The organism is Bordetella pseudohinzii, assembly GCF_000657795.2.
GTDB lineage: Bacteria > Pseudomonadota > Gammaproteobacteria > Burkholderiales > Burkholderiaceae_B > Bordetella > Bordetella pseudohinzii.
This window is the reverse complement of the sequence record NZ_JHEP02000014.1, coordinates 85462-103541: the sequence shown is the minus strand read 5'-3', so window position 1 is coordinate 103541 and position 18080 is coordinate 85462. Positions and strand designations below refer to the sequence as shown.

General features: G+C 66.2%; 15 protein-coding genes. 13 read left to right on the top strand and 2 right to left on the bottom strand.

Going from position 1 to position 18080, the window contains the following annotated elements; translation table 11 throughout:
* Positions 1-5 precede the first annotated feature (5 nt).
* The 10 genes from rseP to L540_RS17105 all read left to right on the top strand — a co-directional run bounded on the left by rseP (position 6) and on the right by L540_RS17105 (position 9942).
* The gene (rseP, locus tag L540_RS17150; RefSeq protein ID WP_043207988.1) at positions 6-1340 is read left to right on the top strand and encodes an RIP metalloprotease RseP; all 1335 of its coding nucleotides are present in this window, start codon (positions 6-8) and stop codon (positions 1338-1340) included.
* 52 nt (positions 1341-1392) lie between these two features.
* Complete coding sequence (gene bamA, locus L540_RS17145) at positions 1393-3771, top strand: outer membrane protein assembly factor BamA (RefSeq protein WP_109842564.1); 2379 nt, start codon at positions 1393-1395, stop codon at positions 3769-3771.
* Between the two features lie 184 nt (positions 3772-3955).
* Positions 3956-4504, top strand: a complete 549-nt coding sequence (locus L540_RS17140) for an OmpH/Skp family outer membrane protein (protein ID WP_043207992.1) — start codon at positions 3956-3958, stop codon at positions 4502-4504.
* A 7-nt stretch (positions 4505-4511) separates the two neighbouring features.
* Positions 4512-5597, top strand: coding sequence for a UDP-3-O-(3-hydroxymyristoyl)glucosamine N-acyltransferase (gene lpxD, locus L540_RS17135; RefSeq protein ID WP_043207996.1), 1086 nt, complete (start codon positions 4512-4514; stop codon positions 5595-5597).
* A gap of 82 nt (positions 5598-5679) precedes the next feature.
* Complete coding sequence (gene fabZ, locus L540_RS17130; RefSeq protein WP_043207998.1) at positions 5680-6135, top strand: 3-hydroxyacyl-ACP dehydratase FabZ; 456 nt, start codon at positions 5680-5682, stop codon at positions 6133-6135.
* Entirely contained in the window at positions 6136-6930 is a 795-nt protein-coding gene (gene lpxA, locus L540_RS17125) for an acyl-ACP--UDP-N-acetylglucosamine O-acyltransferase (RefSeq protein WP_043208000.1), read from the top strand.
* Positions 6927-8114, top strand: a complete 1188-nt coding sequence (gene lpxB / locus L540_RS17120) for a lipid-A-disaccharide synthase (protein WP_043208002.1) — start codon at positions 6927-6929, stop codon at positions 8112-8114. The genes lpxA and lpxB overlap by 4 nt, the downstream gene beginning before the upstream one ends.
* Positions 8101-8709, top strand: coding sequence for a ribonuclease HII (gene rnhB, locus L540_RS17115; protein ID WP_043208004.1), 609 nt, complete (start codon positions 8101-8103; stop codon positions 8707-8709). The genes lpxB and rnhB overlap by 14 nt, the downstream gene beginning before the upstream one ends.
* Positions 8706-9485: a TrmH family RNA methyltransferase gene (locus L540_RS17110; protein WP_043208007.1), complete on the top strand. Its 780-nt coding sequence runs from the start codon at positions 8706-8708 to the stop codon at positions 9483-9485. The genes rnhB and L540_RS17110 overlap by 4 nt, the downstream gene beginning before the upstream one ends.
* 61 nt (positions 9486-9546) lie before the next feature.
* Positions 9547-9942 carry a hypothetical protein gene (locus tag L540_RS17105; RefSeq protein WP_043208009.1) on the top strand — a complete coding sequence of 132 codons (396 nt, stop codon included), beginning with the start codon at positions 9547-9549 and terminating at the stop codon, positions 9940-9942.
* Positions 9943-9953: 11 nt separating this feature from the next.
* Here the strand turns inward: L540_RS17105 and ppsR are convergent, their stop codons facing one another.
* Complete coding sequence (gene ppsR / locus L540_RS17100) at positions 9954-10781, bottom strand: posphoenolpyruvate synthetase regulatory kinase/phosphorylase PpsR (RefSeq protein ID WP_043208010.1); 828 nt, start codon at positions 10779-10781, stop codon at positions 9954-9956.
* A gap of 159 nt (positions 10782-10940) precedes the next feature.
* Between ppsR and ppsA the strand changes: the two genes are divergently transcribed.
* Positions 10941-13307, top strand: a complete 2367-nt coding sequence (gene ppsA / locus L540_RS17095; RefSeq protein ID WP_043208012.1) for a phosphoenolpyruvate synthase — start codon at positions 10941-10943, stop codon at positions 13305-13307.
* A gap of 137 nt (positions 13308-13444) precedes the next feature.
* Here ppsA and L540_RS17090 read toward each other — a convergent pair whose 3' ends face one another.
* On the bottom strand, positions 13445-16441 hold the full coding sequence (locus L540_RS17090) for a filamentous hemagglutinin N-terminal domain-containing protein (RefSeq protein ID WP_043208014.1): 2997 nt from the start codon (positions 16439-16441) through the stop codon (positions 13445-13447).
* 228 nt (positions 16442-16669) lie between these two features.
* Between L540_RS17090 and L540_RS17085 the strand changes: the two genes are divergently transcribed.
* Positions 16670-17101 carry an NfeD family protein gene (locus tag L540_RS17085; RefSeq protein ID WP_043208235.1) on the top strand — a complete coding sequence of 144 codons (432 nt, stop codon included), beginning with the start codon at positions 16670-16672 and terminating at the stop codon, positions 17099-17101.
* A 33-nt stretch (positions 17102-17134) separates the two neighbouring features.
* On the top strand, positions 17135-18061 hold the full coding sequence (locus L540_RS17080; RefSeq protein WP_043208016.1) for an SPFH domain-containing protein: 927 nt from the start codon (positions 17135-17137) through the stop codon (positions 18059-18061).
* Positions 18062-18080 lie beyond the last annotated feature (19 nt).

Genomic DNA, 18080 nt, shown 5'->3' with positions numbered 1-18080 from the left:
CCTACATGATTTTTACCCTGCTCGCCTTTGTCGTCGCGCTGGGCATCCTCATCACCTTCCACGAGCTAGGCCATTATTGGGTGGCGCGCCTGTGCGGCGTGCGGGTGCTGCGCTTTTCCGTGGGCTTTGGCCGCGTGCTGCTGCGCCGCCGCGACCGCAACGGCACGGAGTGGGCGGTCTCGGCCATCCCGTTGGGCGGCTACGTCAAGATGCAGGATGATCCGCCGCCCGGCGCCACGCCGGCGCAGGCGGCCGAGGCCTTCAATACCCAGCCCGTGGGGCGGCGTTTCGCCATCGTCGCGGCCGGTCCCATCTTCAACCTCATCCTGGCCGTCGCCCTCTACGCCGGCCTGAACATGGTGGGCACCCAGGTGCCCGCCGCCATCCTGGGCCAGCCGGCCGAGCACAGCGCCGCGGCCGCGGCCGGCGTGGCCGCCGGCGACCGCATCGAGGCGGTGGACGGCCGCGCCGTCGCCTCGTGGACGGATGCGCGCTGGCGCCTGTTCGACCGCCTGTCCTCGGGCGCCGCCGTGCAGCTGGAGGTCCGCGGCGAAAACGGCGCGCCGCGCACGCTGACGCTGGCCTTGCCGCCCGACGAACGCCTGGATCCCTCCGAGGCTGATCCGGTCCAGATTGCCGGCCTGCGGCTGCAGGCCGCCAAGCCGGTGGTGCGCGGCGTGATCGCCGGGGGCGCGGGCGAGGCCGCCGGCCTGCGCGAAGGCGATCTGGTGCTGACCGCGGCCGGCCAGCCCGTGGCCGACGCCGGCGCGCTGGTGCGCGTCGTGCAGCAATATGCCGGCAAGCCGCTGGCGCTCACCCTGCGGCGCGACGGCGCCGCCCTGAGCCTGACCGTGACGCCGCGCGCCGAAACGGTGCAGGGGCAGGTCATCGGCCGCATCGGCGTGCAGCTCGGCGGCGACGTCCCCATGGTGCTTGAGCGTTTCGGCCCGGTCGACAGCCTCTGGCGCGGCGTGCAGCGCACCTGGGACACGGCCTGGCTGTCGCTGCGCATGATGGGCCGCATGGTGCTGGGCGAGGTGTCCTGGCGCAATATCAGCGGTCCGGTCACCATCGCCGATTATGCGGGCCAGACGGCCCGCATCGGGCTCGAAGCCTATATCGCCTATCTCGCCCTGATCAGTATCAGCCTCGGCGTGCTCAACCTGCTGCCCATACCCATGCTGGATGGCGGGCATCTGCTGTACTATCTCGTCGAAATTGTCAGAGGGCGTCCGGTGCCCGATCGTTGGATCGACATCGGGCAGCGTGCCGGTATCGGCTTGTTGGCGGGCCTCATGGGGTTGGCCCTGTTCAACGATTTTGCGCGCCTGTTCACCTAGGCGCGAATCGAATAAAATCCCCCGCCATTTGCACGACCAAGGATAGCAAAGGATGTCTTTTCGCCGGATGATTAATCACCAGAGGGGCGCAATGCAAAAAAGGCACACGCAACGGCATCTGCTCAAAGCCGCCAAATTGCCCAGCCTGATTGCCGCGCTGCTTTTGCCGGCCCTGGCCTATGCTTTCGACCCTTTCGTCGTGCGCGACATTCGCGTCGAGGGTATCCAGCGCACTGACGCGGGCACGGTCTTCGGTTATCTGCCCGTCAAGGTGGGCGAGAAGTTCACCGACGCCGATGCGACCGAAGCCATCCGCCGCCTCTACGGCACGGGCTTTTTCAGCGACGTGCAGATCCGCACCGAGAACAACGTCGTGGTGGTCGTCGTGCAGGAGCGGCCGACCATCGCGTCGATCAGCTTCAACGGCATGCGCGAGTTCGAATCCAAGAACATTATCAAGTCGCTGTCGCAAGTGGGTTTCGGCGAAGGCCGCATCTTCGACCAGTCCATGCTTGAGCGCGCCCAGTACGAGCTCAAGGAACAGTACCTGAGCAAGGGCAAGTACGGCGTGGAGGTGACGTCCACCGTCACGCCGCTGCCGCGCAACCGCGTGGGCGTGAGTTTCGACGTCTTCGAAGGCGACGTCGCCAAGATCCGCGAGATCCGCATCGTCGGCAACAAGGCGTTCTCGGAGAGCGAGCTGCTTGACCAGTTCGACCTGACCACGCCGGGCTGGCTCACCTGGTACACCAATACCGACAAGTACTCGCGCGAAAAACTCGAAGGCGATGTCGAGCGCCTGCGCTCCTATTATCTCGATCGCGGCTACCTGGAGTTCTCGGCCGAGCCGCCCCAGGTCACCATCTCGCCCGACCGCAAGGACATCTTCATCACTGTCACCGTGCACGAAGGCGAGCCCTACAAGGTGCGCAGCGTGAAGCTGGCCGGCAACCTGCTGGGCCTGGACGGCGAGATCAACAAGCTCATCGAACTCAAGCCCGACGAAGTGTTCTCGGCCTCCAAGGCCAATAATTCGGCCAAGGCGCTCACCGACTACCTGGGCGAGCTGGGCTACGCCTTCGCCAACGTCAACCCCAACCCGCAGCTGGATCGCGAAAAGCACGAGGCCGACGTCACCTTCTACGTCGATCCGAGCCGCCGCGTCTATGTGCGCCGTATCCAGATCGGCGGCAACACCCGCACCCGGGATCAGGTCGTGCGGCGCGAAATGCGCCAGCAGGAGGCCGCCTGGTACGACGCCGGCGACATCAAGGTGTCGCGCGACCGTGTCGACCGCCTGGGCTATTTCAACGAGGTCAACGTCAAGACCGAACCGGTGCCCGGCTCGCCCGACCAGGTCGACGTCAATGTCGACGTGAAAGAAAAGCCCACCGGCATGATCAACCTCGGCGTGGGCTACGGCTCGACCGACAAGGCCATCCTGTCGGCCGGCATCAGCGAAGACAACGTGTTCGGCAGCGGCACCAATCTGTCCTTGCAGGTCAACACCAGCCAGACCAATCGCGCCGCCGTGCTGTCGCACACCGATCCCTATTTCACCAAGGAAGGGATCAGCCGCACGACCTCGCTGTACTACCGCGTCACCGAGCCCTGGAACAACAACGACGGCGACTACCGCGTCAAGGCCATGGGCCTGGGCATGAACTTCGGGGTGCCGATCTCGGAGTATGACCGCATCTTCCTGGGCGGCAGCTTCGAGCGCAACCAGATCGATCTCTACACCAACTCGCCGCGCGCCTATCGCAATTTCGTCGACCAGTACGGCGATTCGACCGACGCCTTCATCTTCAATACGGGCTGGTCCAAGGACACGCGCGACAGCGCCCTGGCGCCGACCAAGGGTTCCTACACCCGCCTGAAGGGCGATCTCTCCACCATGGACCTGAAGTACTACCTGCTCACCGCGCAGCAGCAGTACTTCCTGCCCCTGGGCCGCAGCTACACCCTGGCGCTTAACGGCATGGTCGATTACGGCCGTTCCTATGGCGGCAAGGACTATCCGGTGATCAAGAACGTCTACGGCGGCGGCATCGGCACGGTGCGCGGCTACGACGGCGCCTCGCTGGGTCCGCGCGACGTGGATACGGGCGACTATCTGGGCGGTTCGCGCCGCATCATCGCCAACGCGCAGCTCTACCTGCCGTTCCCCGGCGCCAACAAGGACCGCACCCTGCGCTGGTTTGTCTTTGCCGACGCAGGCCAGGTCTCGGCCGGCAGCGGCATGGCTTGCACGGCGGGCAAGGCCTCCGATCCGGTCGAAGATCCTTGCGGCTGGCGCTACTCGGCCGGTATCGGCCTGTCGTGGCAGTCGCCGCTGGGTCCGCTGCAACTGTCCTACGCGCGTCCGCTCAACGCCAAGTCCGGCGACGACAAGCAGAGTTTCCAGTTTCAGATCGGTACCGGTTTCTGATGATCTGAATCAAGGTCTTGTTTAAGGCATCGATTATTACCCGCGGGCCCGATTTATTATTGGCTGGGTCCAAGGGTTTATTCGTAACGGTTGAAACATGGGGTCATGGGCCAAGGCTCGCGCCCCTGCGGTTTAGTGGCACAATATTGTTTTTGCCCTTTACCTTCCAAAAGGTGAGAATTTCATGATGTCTGATTTCGCACTCAACACCTCGGGCCGGCGCGCCGGCAAACTGGCGACGTCCCTGGCGCTGGCGGGTGCACTGCTGTTCGGCTCGGCGGCGGTGACGACGGCGCAGGCGCAAGGCACCAAGATCGGCTTCGTGAACACGGAGCGGATCCTGCGTGAATCCGGTCCGGCGAAGGCCGCGCAAAGCAAGATCGAAGGCGAGTTCAAGCGCCGCGACGACGAGCTGCAGCGCATGGGCACGCAACTGCGCAGCCAGGCCGAGAAGTTCGACAAGGACGCCCCGGTGCTGTCCGAGTCCGATCGTGTCAAGCGCCAGCGCGAGCTCTCCAACCTGGACATGGACCTGCAGCGCAAGCGCCGCGAATTCCAGGAAGACTTCAACCGCCGCCGCAACGAAGAGTTCTCGGGCATCGTGACCAAGGCCAATGAGGCCATCAAGCGCATCGCCGAGCAAGAGAACTACGATCTCATCGTCCAGGACGCCGTGACGGTCAATCCGCGCGTCGACATCACCGACAAGGTGATCCAGGCTCTGGGCCGCTGATCGTCCCATGCCTGTATTGCTGGATCCTGCCCGGGCGCCGCGTCTGGACGCTTTATTGTCCCGGGCCAGTACGCAAGGGCTGGACCCGCAGCTCGATACCGGCGGCGCGGAGTTGCCGCTGATCGCCGGTATCGGCACGCTGGCTTCGGCCGGCGCGCACGAAATCTCCTTTCTCTCCAATCCCCGCTACCAGGGCCAACTGGCCACGACCGGCGCGGCGGCGGTGATCGTCAGCCCCGACGTCGCCCAGGCCCAGCGCGAGCAGGGCAGTACGCAACGGTTCGTGGTCTGTAAGCACCCCTACCTGCTGTACGCGCGGCTGGCGCAGTGGTTTGACGCCGAACGGCGCGGCTTGCCCGCGGCCGGCGTGCACCCCAGCGCGGTGGTGGCCGAGGATGCCGTCATCGAGGACGGCGCCAGTGTGGGGCCGCAATGCGTGATCGAGTCCGGCGCGGTCATCGGCCGCGGCGCCGTCATCGGCCCGGCCTGTGTGATCGGCAGGGACTGCCACATCGGCCCGGACAGCCGCCTGAACGCCCGCGTGACCCTCTACGAGCGGGTGACCATCGGCGCGCGGGCCATCGTGCATAGCGGCGTGGTCCTGGGCGCCGACGGCTTTGGCTTCGCGCCCGATCCCACCCTGGGCAAGGGCGCCTGGGGTAAGATTCCGCAATTGGGCGGGGTAACGATTGGTGACGACGTCGAAATCGGCGCCAACACCACCATCGACCGCGGCGCCCTGGAAGACACCGTCATCGGCGATGGCGTGAAGCTCGACAATCTGATCATGATCGCGCATAACGTGCGTGTCGGGGCGCATACGGCAATCGCGGCCTGCACGGGCGTGGCGGGTTCGACCACGATAGGCGAACGTTGCATCGTGGGCGGGGCGGCCATGTTCTCGGGCCACCTGAGCATCTGCGACGACGTGACGATCTCGGGCGGCACGCCCGTGACGTCGAGCATCAGCAAGCCCGGCCGCTACACCGGTGTCTATCCGTATGCCGAACATGGCGAGTGGCAACGCAACGCCGCCGTGATACAACAGCTGGCCCAATTGCGCCGCCGGGTGCGAACGCTCGAAAAAGCGTAGCGTCCGCGTGGCGAAACAAGTTTACGCGAGGCCGTCCGCGGGCGGCCTCGCGCCCTCTATTCATATCGCAGGAACGAAAGTCATGGAACTCGACATCAAGGGGATTATGGAGCGTCTGCCGCATCGCTACCCGATGCTGCTGATCGACCGGGTGCTGGAGATGGTGCCTGGTAAATCCATCGTGGCCGTCAAGAACGTCTCCATCAACGAACCTTTCTTCAATGGCCATTTCCCCCATCACCCCGTGATGCCGGGGGTGCTGATTGTCGAGGCGATGGCGCAGGCGTCGGCCCTGTTTTCGTTTACCGACGAGAACGGCGGCCTGAAGTGCGAAGGCAGCAAGACGGCGTATTATCTGGTGGGTATAGACGGTGCGCGCTTCCGCCGTCCGGTGGTGCCGGGCGACCAGCTGCGCATCGAAGTCGAAGCCGAGCGCCTGAGCCGCACCATCTGCAAGTATCAGGGACGGGCCCTGGTGGATGGGCAGCTGGTGGCCGAGGCCAAACTGATGTGCGCCATTCGCAGTCTGGAAGAGTAAATGTCCGCAAATATTCATCCCACCGCGGTGGTCGATCCGGCCGCCCGCATCGATCATTCGGCCACGATAGGCCCGTATAGCGTGGTGGGCCCCGATGTGACCATCGGCGCCGGCACCGAGATCGGCCCGCACTGCGTCATCGATGGCGTGACCACCATCGGACGGGATAATCGCTTCTATCGTTTCTGCTCCATCGGCGGCATGCCGCAGGACAAGAAGTACGCAGGCGAGGCGACTCGGCTGGTGATCGGTGACCGCAACACGGTGCGCGAGTTCACCACCTTCAATACCGGCACGGTGCAGGATGGCGGCGTGACCACGTTGGGCAATGACAATTGGATCATGGCCTATGTGCATATCGCCCATGACTGCCACATCGGCAACAACACCATTCTGGCCAATTCGGTCCAGCTCGGCGGCCATGTGCACGTGGGCGACTGGGCCATCGTCGGCGGCCTGACCGGCGTGCATCAGTTCTCCAAGATCGGCGCGCACAGCATGACGGGCGGCAACAGCTCGCTCATGCAGGATACGCCGCCCTATGTGCTGAGCGCGGGCAATCCCTGCCGTCCGGTGGGGATCAATGTCGAGGGCCTGAAGCGCCGCGGTTTTTCGCCGGCCAGTATCTCGGCGCTGCGCGAGGCCTACAAAATCCTGTACCGGCGCGGCCTGGCGCTGGACGAGGCGCGCGCCGAACTGCGCGCCCGCCAGCAATCCGAACCCGAAGTCGCCGAAGTCCTGCAGGTGCTGCTGGACTTCCTGGACGCTTCCAACCGCGGCATCATCCGTCCATGAGCCTGTCCATAGGCATGGTGGCCGGCGAGCCTTCGGGCGATCTGCTGGCCGGACGCATCATCGGGGGCCTGCAAGCGCGGGCCCCCGATGTGCATTGCGCCGGCATAGGCGGGCCGCAGATGCAGGCCAGGGGCTTCGAGGCCTGGCATCCCATGCACGCGCTGTCCGTCTTCGGCTATGTCGATGCGCTCAAGCGCATTCCCAGCCTGCTGTCCATTTATGGCGACACCAAGCGGCGCCTGCTGGCCGCGCGCCCGGCGGCATTCGTCGGCATAGACGCGCCCGATTTCAATCTGCGCCTGGAGCTGCAACTGCGCCAGGCGGGCATCCCCACCGTGCATTTCGTGGGCCCTTCGATCTGGGCCTGGCGCTATGAGCGCATCCACAAGATACGCGCCGCCGTCTCCCATATGCTGGTGCTCTTTCCCTTCGAGGAAGAGATCTACCAAAAGGAAGGCATACCGGTGACCTATGTGGGCCATCCGCTGGCCGGCGTCATCCCGATGCGGCCTGATCGCGCCGCGGCCCGGGCCCGATTGGGCCTGCAGCCCGACGAGCGCGTGCTGGCCATCCTGCCGGGCAGCCGCTCTTCCGAAATCCGCATCCTGGCGCCGCGTTTCCTGGCGGCGGCCCAGATCCTGCTGCGCCAGGATCCGGCCCTGCGCTGCGTGGTGCCCATGGTCAATCCCCAGCGCCGCGCCGAGTTCGAGCAGATCCTGGCGCAGTATCCCGTGCCCGGGCTGCGCTGCGTGACCGTCGAGGACCTGCGGCAGGACAGCGGCACGCCGGTGGCCTGGAGCGTCATGGAGGCCGCCGACGCGGTCCTGGTGGCCAGCGGCACGGCCACGCTGGAGACGGCCCTCTACAAGCGGCCCATGGTGATCTCCTACGTGCTGTCGCCCTGGATGCGGCGCATCATGGCCTGGAAATCCGGCCAGCAGCGCCCCTATCTGCCCTGGGTGGGGCTGCCCAATGTGCTGCTCAAGGACTTTGCGGTGCCCGAGCTGCTGCAGGACGACGCCACGCCCGAGAAACTGGCCGAGGCCACCTGGGCCGCGCTGACGGACAAGGACCATGCGGCGCGCATCGAGGCGCGCTTTACGGCCCTGCATGAGGCGCTGTTGCGCGATACGCCCGCGCTGGCCGCGCAGGCCATCCTGGAGGTCGCCCATGGCCCAGGCTGATCTGTTCGGCGAGCCCATCTATCCGGTGCACGGCGTGGCCGGCGTCGACGAGGCGGGCAGGGGCCCGCTGGCGGGGGCGGTCTACGCCGCCGCGGTCATGCTCGACCCGGAGCGGCCCATCGAAGGCCTGGCCGACTCCAAGGTCCTGAAGGCTGAACGGCGCGAAGTCCTGGCCGAGGAAATCAAGGCCGGCGCGCTCGCCTGGTGCATCGCCAGCGCCAGCGTCGAGGAGATCGACAGCCTCAATATTCTGCGCGCCACGCTGCTGGCGATGGAGCGCGCGGTGCTGGGCCTGGGCAGGGCGCCGCGGGTGGCGCTGGTCGACGGCAACCAGGCGCCGCGCCTGCGCTGCACGGTGCAGACCGTCATCAAGGGCGATGCCCTGGTGCCGGCGATTTCGGCGGCTTCCATCCTGGCCAAGACCGCGCGCGACAGCGACCTGCTGCGCCTGCATGCGCTCTATCCGCAATACGCCTTCGACCAGCACAAAGGCTATGGCACGGCCCTGCACCTGGAGCGCCTGCGCGCCCACGGTCCTTGTCCCGAACACCGGCGCAGCTTTGCGCCCATCAAGGCCTTTGGCGCCCTGGCATGAAGTTCATCTCCTCGCGTGACAATCCCGCCGTCAAGGCGCTTTACCGCCTGGCCGAACAGGCCGGCAGGCGCGGCGCGCCCGTGCTGCTCGAGGGCGTGCATCTGTGCCAGGCCTGGCTGGCGCGCCATGGCGCGCCCGATCAGGCGGTTTTCGACGCCGAGCGCCTGGCGCATCCGGAGCTGGCCGATCTGGCGCGGCGGGTGCCCGAGGCGCGTTGCCTGGCCCTGGACGCGCGCCTGATGCGCGGCCTGGGCAGCGTCGAAGGCGATCAGGGCGTGGCTTTCGTGGTGCGGGCGCCGCAGCCGGAACTGCCGCGGCAGATCAGCGCCAATTGCGTCCTGCTGGACCGCATCCAGGACCCCGGCAATGTGGGCAGCCTGCTGCGCACCTGCGCGGCGGCCGGCATCCGTCTGGCTTTCCTGGCCACCGGCACCGCGGCGGCCTGGTCGCCCAAGGTGCTGCGCAGCGGCCAGGGCGCGCACTTCGCGCTGGAGATCCACGAGCACGTGGACCTGCTGGCCTTGCACGAGCGTCTGCGGCTGCCCTTGGCGGTCACGTCCCTGGATCAGTCCGAGGACCTTTTCGCCACGGCGCTGCCGCCGGCCCTGGCCTGGGTCTTCGGGCATGAGGGGCAGGGCGTGGATCCGGCCTTGCAGGCCCGGGCCGGTCTGCGTCTGCGCATCCCGCACGACGCCCAGGCGGTCGAGTCGCTCAATGTGGGCGCCGCGGCCGCCATCTGCCTGTTCGAGCAGCGCCGTCAGTCGATGTCGCGCTGATGCCCTCGCTCCCGCGCCCGGCTTTCGCTATGCTGGCGGGCATTCTCTGGGAGCGCAGTCAATGAATCGATTTTTTCGTGCCGCGCGCGCACTGGCCGGCGCCGCGCTGGTGCTGAGTCTGTTGGCCTGCGCCGGCCGCGAGCGCGCCGCCATGGTGCCCGTGCGCGGCGGCGAGGGCGACCGCATCGTGATCCTGCCGCGCGCCGTGCCGGCCGCCCTGTCGGGCGACGAGGGCCGCAGCCTGCCGGAGGATTCGCGTTGGCGGCGGGTCGGCGCGGTCGCCCAGGGCGACGTCTACCGCCGCCTGGACGCGCGCTTCGTGGTGCGCGCCGAAAGCCGCGAGCGCGAGGCCTATCTGGTCGAATCCAACGGCCGGCTGATGGGCTATTACCTGCCGGCCGAAAGCTGGTTCGTCCCCCTGTCCACGCCGGTGCGCATGCCGTCCTGGCGGCGCTGAGCGCCCCGGGTTCAGTAGCGGCCCAGTCCGACTTCCTGCAGCACCGTGGTGGCGATCTCCTCGATGGACTTGGTGGTGGTCGACAGCCAGGAAATGCCTTCGCGCCGCATCATGCGCTCGGCCTCGGCCACTTCGTAGCGGCATTGCTCGATGGTGGCGTACTGGCTGTTGGGCCGGCGCTCATTGCGGACCTCGGCCAGGCGGTCGGGCTGGATGGACAGCCCGAAGAGTTTGCTGCGATAGGGCGCGATGGTCTTGGGCAGGCTGTTGCGCTCGAAATCATCGGGCGTGAGCGGGAAATTGGCCGCCTTGATGGCGTATTGCATGGCCAGGTAGAGGCTGGTGGGGGTTTTGCCGCAGCGTGAGACGCCCACGAGGATGACATCGGCCTGGTCCAGCTGGTTGACGAATTGTCCGTCGTCGTGGGCCAGGCTGAAATTGATGGCGTCGATACGGTTGCGGTACTTCTCGGAATCCGCCGCCATATGGGAGCGCCCGATCGAATGGCTGGACTTCAGGCCCAGCGCCTGCTCGATATGGCTGACGAAGGTGCCGAAAAGGTCCAGGAAGACGCCATTGGCCTGGCGCACCCGGGTAAGGATCTCGGGATTGACCAGGGTGCTGAAAACAATGGGCGGAACGCCGGTTTCGTCCGCATTGCGATTGATGCGGGCGGCTGTCTCGTCGGCCTTCTCCAAGGTGTCGATAAATGGTAGCCGGATGGGCTTGAATTCGACCTGGTCGAACTGCGAAAGCACGGAATGGCTGAAGGTTTCCGCGGTGATGCCAGTGCTATCGGAGACGATGTAGACAGTGCGGACTATCGGGCTTGCGGTCATATGTAAAAAATTCCAACCAGGGAAGGGCTAGGGACTACCCGAACGAGTACAATCAGACCCCTGAAAAGTCACCCCAAGGGCACCTAGGCCAGTTTGGTCAGCGCAGGGTTTTTCTGTCCTGACCAAACTCGCTTTCTTCCATTGTAAAAGGTGACTTCAATGTCGTATGTCGTTAGTTTCGAGCAGCTCCGCATGTCGGATGTGGACTCGGTAGGAGGCAAGAACGCATCACTTGGCGAAATGATCAGTCAGCTGTCCGGCGCGGGCGTCCGTGTCCCGGGCGGCTTTGCCACGACCGCGCAGGCCTTTCGTGACTTCCTGACGGCTTCGGGCCTGGACAAGCGTATCGCAGAACGCCTGGCCACGCTCAATCCGGAGGATGTGCGCGAACTCGCCGTGGCCGGCGCTGAAATCCGCCAGTGGATCATCGATGCGCCGTTCTCGCCGGCGTTCGAGCAGGCCATCCGCGAAAACTTCGCCAAGCTCGACGCTGACGGCAAGGGTTCTTTTGCCGTGCGTTCCTCGGCCACGGCCGAAGATCTGCCCGACGCCTCCTTCGCCGGCCAGCAGGAGACCTTCCTGAACGTCGTCGGCATCGACGATGTGCTGGACAAGATCCGCCATGTGTTCGCCTCGCTGTACAACGACCGCGCGATCTCCTATCGCGTGCACAAGGGCTATGCCCACGCCGAAGTCGCCCTGTCGGCCGGCGTGCAACGCATGGTGCGCTCCGACAAGGGCAGCGCCGGCGTGATGTTCACCATCGACACCGAATCCGGTTTTGAAGAGGTCGTCTTTATCACCTCGTCTTATGGCCTGGGCGAAACGGTGGTGCAGGGCGCGGTCAATCCGGACGAGTTCTATGTCTTCAAGCATGCCCTGGAGACCGGCCACTATCCCATCCTCAGCCGCCGCATCGGTTCCAAGCTCATCAAGATGGAATTCGACCCCGAGCGCAGCGAAGGCCGCGCCGTGCGCACGGTGGATGTGCCCGTCTCCGAGCGCAACCGCTACTCGCTGACCGACGAAGAAGTCATCGAGCTGGCGCGCTATGCCGTCATCATCGAGAAGCACTACCAGCGCCCCATGGACATCGAATGGGGCCGCGACGGCGTGGACGGCAAGATCTACATCCTGCAGGCGCGTCCCGAAACCGTGAAGTCGCAGCAGACCGGCAATGACGTGCAGCAGCGCTACCGCCTGAAGGCCACCGGCCGCGTGCTGGCCACGGGCCGCGCCATCGGCCAGAAGATCGGCGCGGGCCCGGTCCGCGTCGTGGGCGACGTCTCCGAGATGGACAAGGTCCAGCCGGGCGACGTGCTGGTGACCGACATGACCGACCCCAACTGGGAGCCGGTGATGAAGCGGGCTTCGGCCATCGTCACCAACCGCGGCGGGCGCACTTGCCACGCCGCCATCATCGCGCGCGAACTGGGCATCCCGGCCGTTGTGGGCTGCGGCGACGCCACCGACATCCTCAAGGAAGGCCAGCCGGTGACCGTCTCCTGCGCCGAAGGCGACGAAGGCCGGATCTACGACGGCCTGATCGAGACCGAAGTCGAGGAAGTGCGCCGCGGCGCCATGCCGCCGATCGACGTCAAGATCATGATGAACGTGGGCAACCCCCAGCTCGCCTTCGACTTCGCGCAGATTCCGAATTCCGGCGTGGGCCTGGCCCGCCTGGAGTTCATCATCAACAACAACATCGGCATCCACCCCAAGGCCGTGCTCGATTATCCCAATGTGGACGGCGAGCTCAAGAAGGCGGTGGAGTCGGCCGCCCGCGGCCATGCCAGCCCGCGCGCCTTCTTCGTCGAGAAGCTGGCCGAAGGCGTGGCGACCATCGGCGCGGCCTTCTGGCCCAAGTCGGTCATCGTGCGCATGTCGGACTTCAAGTCCAACGAGTACCGCAAGCTGGTGGGCGGCTCGCGCTACGAGCCCGAGGAAGAGAACCCCATGCTGGGCTTCCGCGGCGCGTCGCGCTACATCGCCGAGGACTTCGCCGAGTGCTTCCGCATGGAATGCGAAGCCCTGAAAAAGGTCCGCGACGAAATGGGCCTGACCAATGTCGAGATCATGGTGCCCTTCGTGCGCACCGTCGGCCAGGCGCGCAAGGTGGTCGAGCTGCTGGCCGCCCACGGCCTGAAGCGCGGCGAAAACGGCCTGCGCCTGATCATGATGTGCGAAGTGCCCTCCAATGCCATCCTGGCCGAGCAGTTCCTGGAGTACTTTGACGGCTTCTCGATCGGCTCGAACGACATGACCCAGCTCACCCTGGGCCTGGACCGGGATTCCGGCATGGAACTGCTGGCCGCCGATTTCGACGAGCGCGACGACGCGGTCAAGTTCATGCTGCGCCGGGCCATCCAGGCCTGCCTGGCGGCCAACAAGTATGTCGGCATCTGCGGCCAGGGCCCCAGCGACCACCCGGATTTCGCCCAGTGGCTCAAGGACGAAGGCATTCTGTCCATGTCGCTGAACCCGGACACCGTGGTCGACACCTGGCAGCAACTGGCCAAGTCCTGACGCGGCGCGTCCAAGGATAAAGGCGGCAGCCCCCAGGGGCTGCCGCCTTTTTTTTGTGCGCCGTTGGGCCGGGGGGCGGCTTCTGGCCGGCCCGAATCGCCAGGGGGCAGGATCGCTGCCTCCCGGCTTAGGCGCTGTTAAAGTTCGCCGCGCATCAGACGGGCGTTGCGTTCAGCGGCCTCTTTATTGTTCTGCGCCACGGCCTGCAGCTCCTCTTCACTCTTGGGGCGCTGCTGCTCGGCCAGGCGGAACTTTTCGAGGCGCTCGCGGCGTTCCTGCTGGCGCTGCCGCTCGGCATCGGCACGTTGCTTGATGGCCTGGTGGCGCCGCCGCTCGGCCTCGCGGTCTTGCTGTTGCGTGGCCTGGCTGTGCGGCGGTTGCGGCATCGGTTCCGGCTGTGGTTCAGGCTCCGGCTCCGGCTGCGGCGCCGGTTCGGGCTGCGTCTCCATCCCCGGATGTATCTCCAGCTCCAGTTCCTCCTCCAGGCCGGGATGCAGCTCCAGTTCCAGCTCGCGTTCCAGCTCGGGATGCAGTTCTATCGGCAGATCGAACTCCGGATCCAGCTCCGGCTCCAGGTCCGGCTCAGGCATGGGCTCCGGCGTCGGCTCCGGCTGTGGTTCGGGCAGCGGCTGCGGCAGGGGTTGCGGCTCCGGCTCCGGCTCCGGTTCCGGTTGCGGCTGCGGCTGCGGCTGCGACGCCAGCTGCTGTTCCCACTGCTGATGCGCCAGACGGAAATTTTCCACATGCTCGCGGCGCTGCTGCTCTGCCTGGCGGCGCTGCATCTCGGCCTCACGGCGTTTCTGCACGTCCAGGTGACGCTGGCGTTCGGCGTCGAGGTTTCGCGCTTGCTCGTCCGGCTGCGCCTCTTCGCTCGGGTGCGACGTCGGCCATCCCTCGTCCGCCTGGGGGGCTCCCCAGTGATGGGCGTGGCCGGCATCGGCTTGCTGGCGCTGCAGGCTGGCATGGGCGTCGTTGGCCGTCTGGCCGGCCGCGGCGAGCCGGTCTTCAAGGCCGCCGTAGACCGTGTAGCGGCTCGCGTCGGCGTTCGGATCGTCAATGACGATGGGCGCTTCCAGGCGGCGCTCATGGCCGGCGGTGAGCTGGCCGCCGAGATTCACGATGGCGTCGCGGGCCTGGATGGTCATGTCGTGCCCCGCCGCCATGGTCGCGGCGGTATTCAGGACGGTCATGAGGCGCCCGCCGTACAGGCTGTCGGCGGCGCTGCCGATGGACAGGTCGCGGCCCGCGGTGATCTTGCCGCCATGCTCGTTGAGCACATTGCCGTTGACATGCAGGACGATGTCCCCGGTGGCGGCCAGCGTCCCCTGGTTCAGGAGGCCCTGGGCCTGTTCGCCGGAGATCCTGGCCGTGATCCTGCCCGCCTGCACATTGCCCATGTTGAACAGCCGGCGGTCAAGATAGACTTGCAGGTCGTCCTTGGCCTGTATCGATCCCTGGTTTTCCGCCTGGTTGAGGTCCAGCGCGACCGTGCCGCCCGTGATCTTGCCGTAGTTGCGCAGCTCGATGCCGGAAGGCGTCGGCATCGGGCTGCCCCATTCATTGCGTTGGGCGCGCAGGTTCTTGCCTTTCAGTTCGACGACGCGCTCGGCGCTGATGTCGCCCGCGTTTTCAAACAGGTTCTCTACGGTGGCCAGGATATCGCCACCCTTGAGGACCGAGCCCTCCTGCAGCGTGATCTGCCTGCCGGAGAGGGCCAGCTGGTCATCGGCGCTGATGCGCTGGTGCCCGGCCAGCGACCAGTCGCCGGCGCGGATCTCGACCTGCCGCGCAGCCAGGGAGTTGCCGAAGGAGATATGCTCGGCTTGCAGGAAGAGGGCATCCTGGAAGCGGACATCCTGCTGATTGAGGGAAATGCCATGGCTGGCCTCGAAGCGGCCGGCGCCCACGTTGTCGCCCACTTCGTTCAGGTCGATGCTGGCGGCCTCCACTCGCAGCTCACGGGTGTGATCCACTTTGCCGATGTGGGCGGATGCGCCGGCCTTGACCTCGACGAGGCCGGATTGCTCGACGGCCGTGAGGTCGACGTTATTGCCGGCGTTGACGCGCGCCAGGCGCGCCAGGCTGGCCTTGTCGATCTGGACCGAACCATGGCTGCTGCGGATATCGGCCGCCTGGTTCCGGGCGGCGGCATATTGCTGCCGGCTGACGCGGCCGCCGTGGGTGACGGCCGCCATCGCGTCCTTGTTGTTCACCTCATGCAGCGTGATGTCGCCATTGGCCAGCACGCGCAGCTGGCCCATGCCGGTGATCGCGCCTTCGTGGCGCACGCCCGCGCCGCTGTCCGTCGTTTGCAGCAGGATGTTGCGTCCATACATGGAACCGGCCAGGCTGCCGCTGATGGCCGGTTGCCCCATGGAGAAGTCCCCGGTGCCCTTGGGGGCGCTGTCGATCCGGTCGCGCTGCGACGAGCCGGCCGTCACGCGCAGATCGGTATCGTGGCCCCGGCCGATGGGGCCGTTGATGGCGACCGACTTGGCCATGACATCGAAGAGCTGCAGGCCGGTGGTGTCCACGCCGCTGCCGGTGATTTCGATATCGCCCTGCGTGACGCGCAGCAGCGGGTCGCGGGCGTTCTGGCCGACCACGCCGGTGGTCAGCGTCAGGTCGTTGACGTTGATGGTGCGCAAGCCATCGGCCGTGATGCCGTTGGGGTTGGCGATGATGACGTTTGCACGCTGGCCGAAGACTTCGAGCGCGCCTTGCAGCGACGAGCGTTGCAACCCGGTCACTTCATTGATGATGGTGCTGGCGCTGGGCCCGCCCTTGAGATTGGGGTTGGCGGCCAGCTGGCCGGCCAGCTGGGACTGGCCTGCCTGGGCGCTGTTGTTCAGAACCATGCCCGGCTGATGGATGTCGAAGTGCTCATGGCGGTTGTGCGAAATACCGCGCGCATCAGGGGCCTGGATGTTGATGACCTGGGGGCCATTGACATCGGCGGCCAGCACCGCCGGCGTGGACAGCGTGCCGAACAGCAGGGTGCCGAGCAGGCGCAGAGGCAGGCCGCGCGGCGCCTGGCCGCCGCCCGGGGCGGGTTGGAAGAGGCTGTGGCGGTGTTGGGCCGCGGAGACAGGCGCGGCCGGACGATGCGGTCGTCGAGATCGGTGTCGGTTCATGAATAACTCTCCTGTACGGCGGACTTCCGGACAGTGGAAGCGCCTGGGCGCGAGTGTCACAGGAGGATTCGGTGGCGAATCAGAGGTTTGTAAGTATCAGACCCGATGTAGGCGGGCGGGCCCAAGGTGTCGGACGTTTCCTGTCGGGACGGCCGCCGCAGGAAACGCGCACCCAGTCGCCCGGGAGCCCGTACAATCGTAGACATCGGTTTCCCGGGAGGGATGTTCATGTGGATCTGGTTCGGCCTGGCGGCGGCGGCCCTGATAGGCGAAGTGAGCTCGGGCACCTTCTATCTGCTTCTGGTGGCGCTGGGGTTGACGGCAGCCGGCCTGGTGGCCTGGGCGGGCCTGGCGCTGGAATGGCAGCTGCTGGCCTGCGCGCTGGTCGCCCTGCTGGGCCTGCTGGTGCTGCGCCGCCGGGGCATACTCAAGAAACGCGAGGTCAATGCCGCGCGCAATGCCGCGGTCAACCTGGACATCGGGCAGACTGTCAATGTCGAGCATTGGTCGGATGCCGGCGGCGCACGGGTGCAATACCGCGGCGCGTCGTGGGAGGTCCGGCTGGCCGATGGTCAGCCCCGGCAGCCCGGTCCGCATGTCATCACTGAAATCCATGGCGCGGTGCTGGTGCTCGCGCCCAAGTCCAAACCGGCCCGCTGAGGCGGCGCCGGGTTATTTTCCGTAGGGGGAATCATGCCGTTTGATACATCAACCACGGTGCTGGTGATCATCGTCGTCCTGGCGCTCTTGGTCGTCATCAAGGCCATCGCCATCGTGCCGCAGCAACATGCCTGGGTGGTCGAGCGGCTGGGCAAATTCGACCGCGTCCTGTCGCCGGGCGCGGGTTTCGTGATTCCCTTCATCGAGCGCGTGGCTTATAAGCATTCGCTCAAGGAAATCCCGCTCGATGTGCCCAGCCAGGTCTGCATTACCCGGGACAATACGCAGTTGCAGGTCGATGGCGTGCTGTATTTCCAGGTGACCGACGCGATGCGCGCCTCCTATGGCTCGTCGAACTATATTTCGGCCATCACCCAGCTGTCGCAGACCACGCTGCGTTCGGTCATCGGCAAGCTGGAGCTGGATCGCACCTTCGAGGAGCGCGACTTCATCAACACGACCATCGTGGCCTCGCTGGACGAGGCCGCCCTGAATTGGGGCGTGAAGGTCCTGCGCTACGAAATCAAGGACCTGACGCCGCCGGCCGAGATTCTGCGCGCCATGCAGGCCCAGATCACCGCCGAGCGCGAAAAACGCGCCCTGATCGCCGCCTCCGAGGGCCGCCGGCAGGAGCAGATCAACATCGCCACCGGCGAACGCGAAGCGGCCATCGCCCGTTCCGAAGGCGAGAAGCAGGCCCAGATCAACAAGGCGCAGGGCGAGGCGGCGGCCGTGCTGGCCATCGCCGAGGCCACGGCCAAGGCCATCACCCAGGTGGGCGAGGCCGTGCGCCAGCCCGGGGGCATGGAGGCGGTCAATCTCAAGGTCGCCGAACGCTATGTCGAGGCTTTTGGCGAGGTCGCCAAGGAAGGCAATACGCTCATCCTGCCGTCCAATCTGTCCGATGTGGGAGGGCTGGTGGCTTCCGCGATGACCATCGTGAAGTCCACCCGCAGCTAAGTCACGCCGCCAGCGGCCC

Excerpts from the sequence above, each read along its gene's own strand:
- lpxD (WP_043207996.1), top strand. The coding sequence starts at position 4,512 with ATGCCTGTATTGCTGGATCCTGCCCGGGCGCCGCGTCTGGACGCTTTA.
- L540_RS17080 (WP_043208016.1), top strand. The coding sequence starts at position 17,135 with ATGCCGTTTGATACATCAACCACGGTGCTGGTGATCATCGTCGTCCTG.
- L540_RS17105 (WP_043208009.1), top strand. The coding sequence starts at position 9,547 with ATGAATCGATTTTTTCGTGCCGCGCGCGCACTGGCCGGCGCCGCGCTG.
- lpxA (WP_043208000.1), top strand. The coding sequence starts at position 6,136 with ATGTCCGCAAATATTCATCCCACCGCGGTGGTCGATCCGGCCGCCCGC.
- L540_RS17090 (WP_043208014.1), bottom strand. The coding sequence starts at position 16,441 with ATGAACCGACACCGATCTCGACGACCGCATCGTCCGGCCGCGCCTGTC.
- ppsA (WP_043208012.1), top strand. The coding sequence starts at position 10,941 with ATGTCGTATGTCGTTAGTTTCGAGCAGCTCCGCATGTCGGATGTGGAC.
- ppsR (WP_043208010.1), bottom strand. The coding sequence starts at position 10,781 with ATGACCGCAAGCCCGATAGTCCGCACTGTCTACATCGTCTCCGATAGC.
- lpxB (WP_043208002.1), top strand. The coding sequence starts at position 6,927 with ATGAGCCTGTCCATAGGCATGGTGGCCGGCGAGCCTTCGGGCGATCTG.
- rnhB (WP_043208004.1), top strand. The coding sequence starts at position 8,101 with ATGGCCCAGGCTGATCTGTTCGGCGAGCCCATCTATCCGGTGCACGGC.
- L540_RS17110 (WP_043208007.1), top strand. The coding sequence starts at position 8,706 with ATGAAGTTCATCTCCTCGCGTGACAATCCCGCCGTCAAGGCGCTTTAC.
- L540_RS17085 (WP_043208235.1), top strand. The coding sequence starts at position 16,670 with ATGTGGATCTGGTTCGGCCTGGCGGCGGCGGCCCTGATAGGCGAAGTG.
- L540_RS17140 (WP_043207992.1), top strand. The coding sequence starts at position 3,956 with ATGATGTCTGATTTCGCACTCAACACCTCGGGCCGGCGCGCCGGCAAA.
- rseP (WP_043207988.1), top strand. The coding sequence starts at position 6 with ATGATTTTTACCCTGCTCGCCTTTGTCGTCGCGCTGGGCATCCTCATC.
- bamA (WP_109842564.1), top strand. The coding sequence starts at position 1,393 with ATGTCTTTTCGCCGGATGATTAATCACCAGAGGGGCGCAATGCAAAAA.
- fabZ (WP_043207998.1), top strand. The coding sequence starts at position 5,680 with ATGGAACTCGACATCAAGGGGATTATGGAGCGTCTGCCGCATCGCTAC.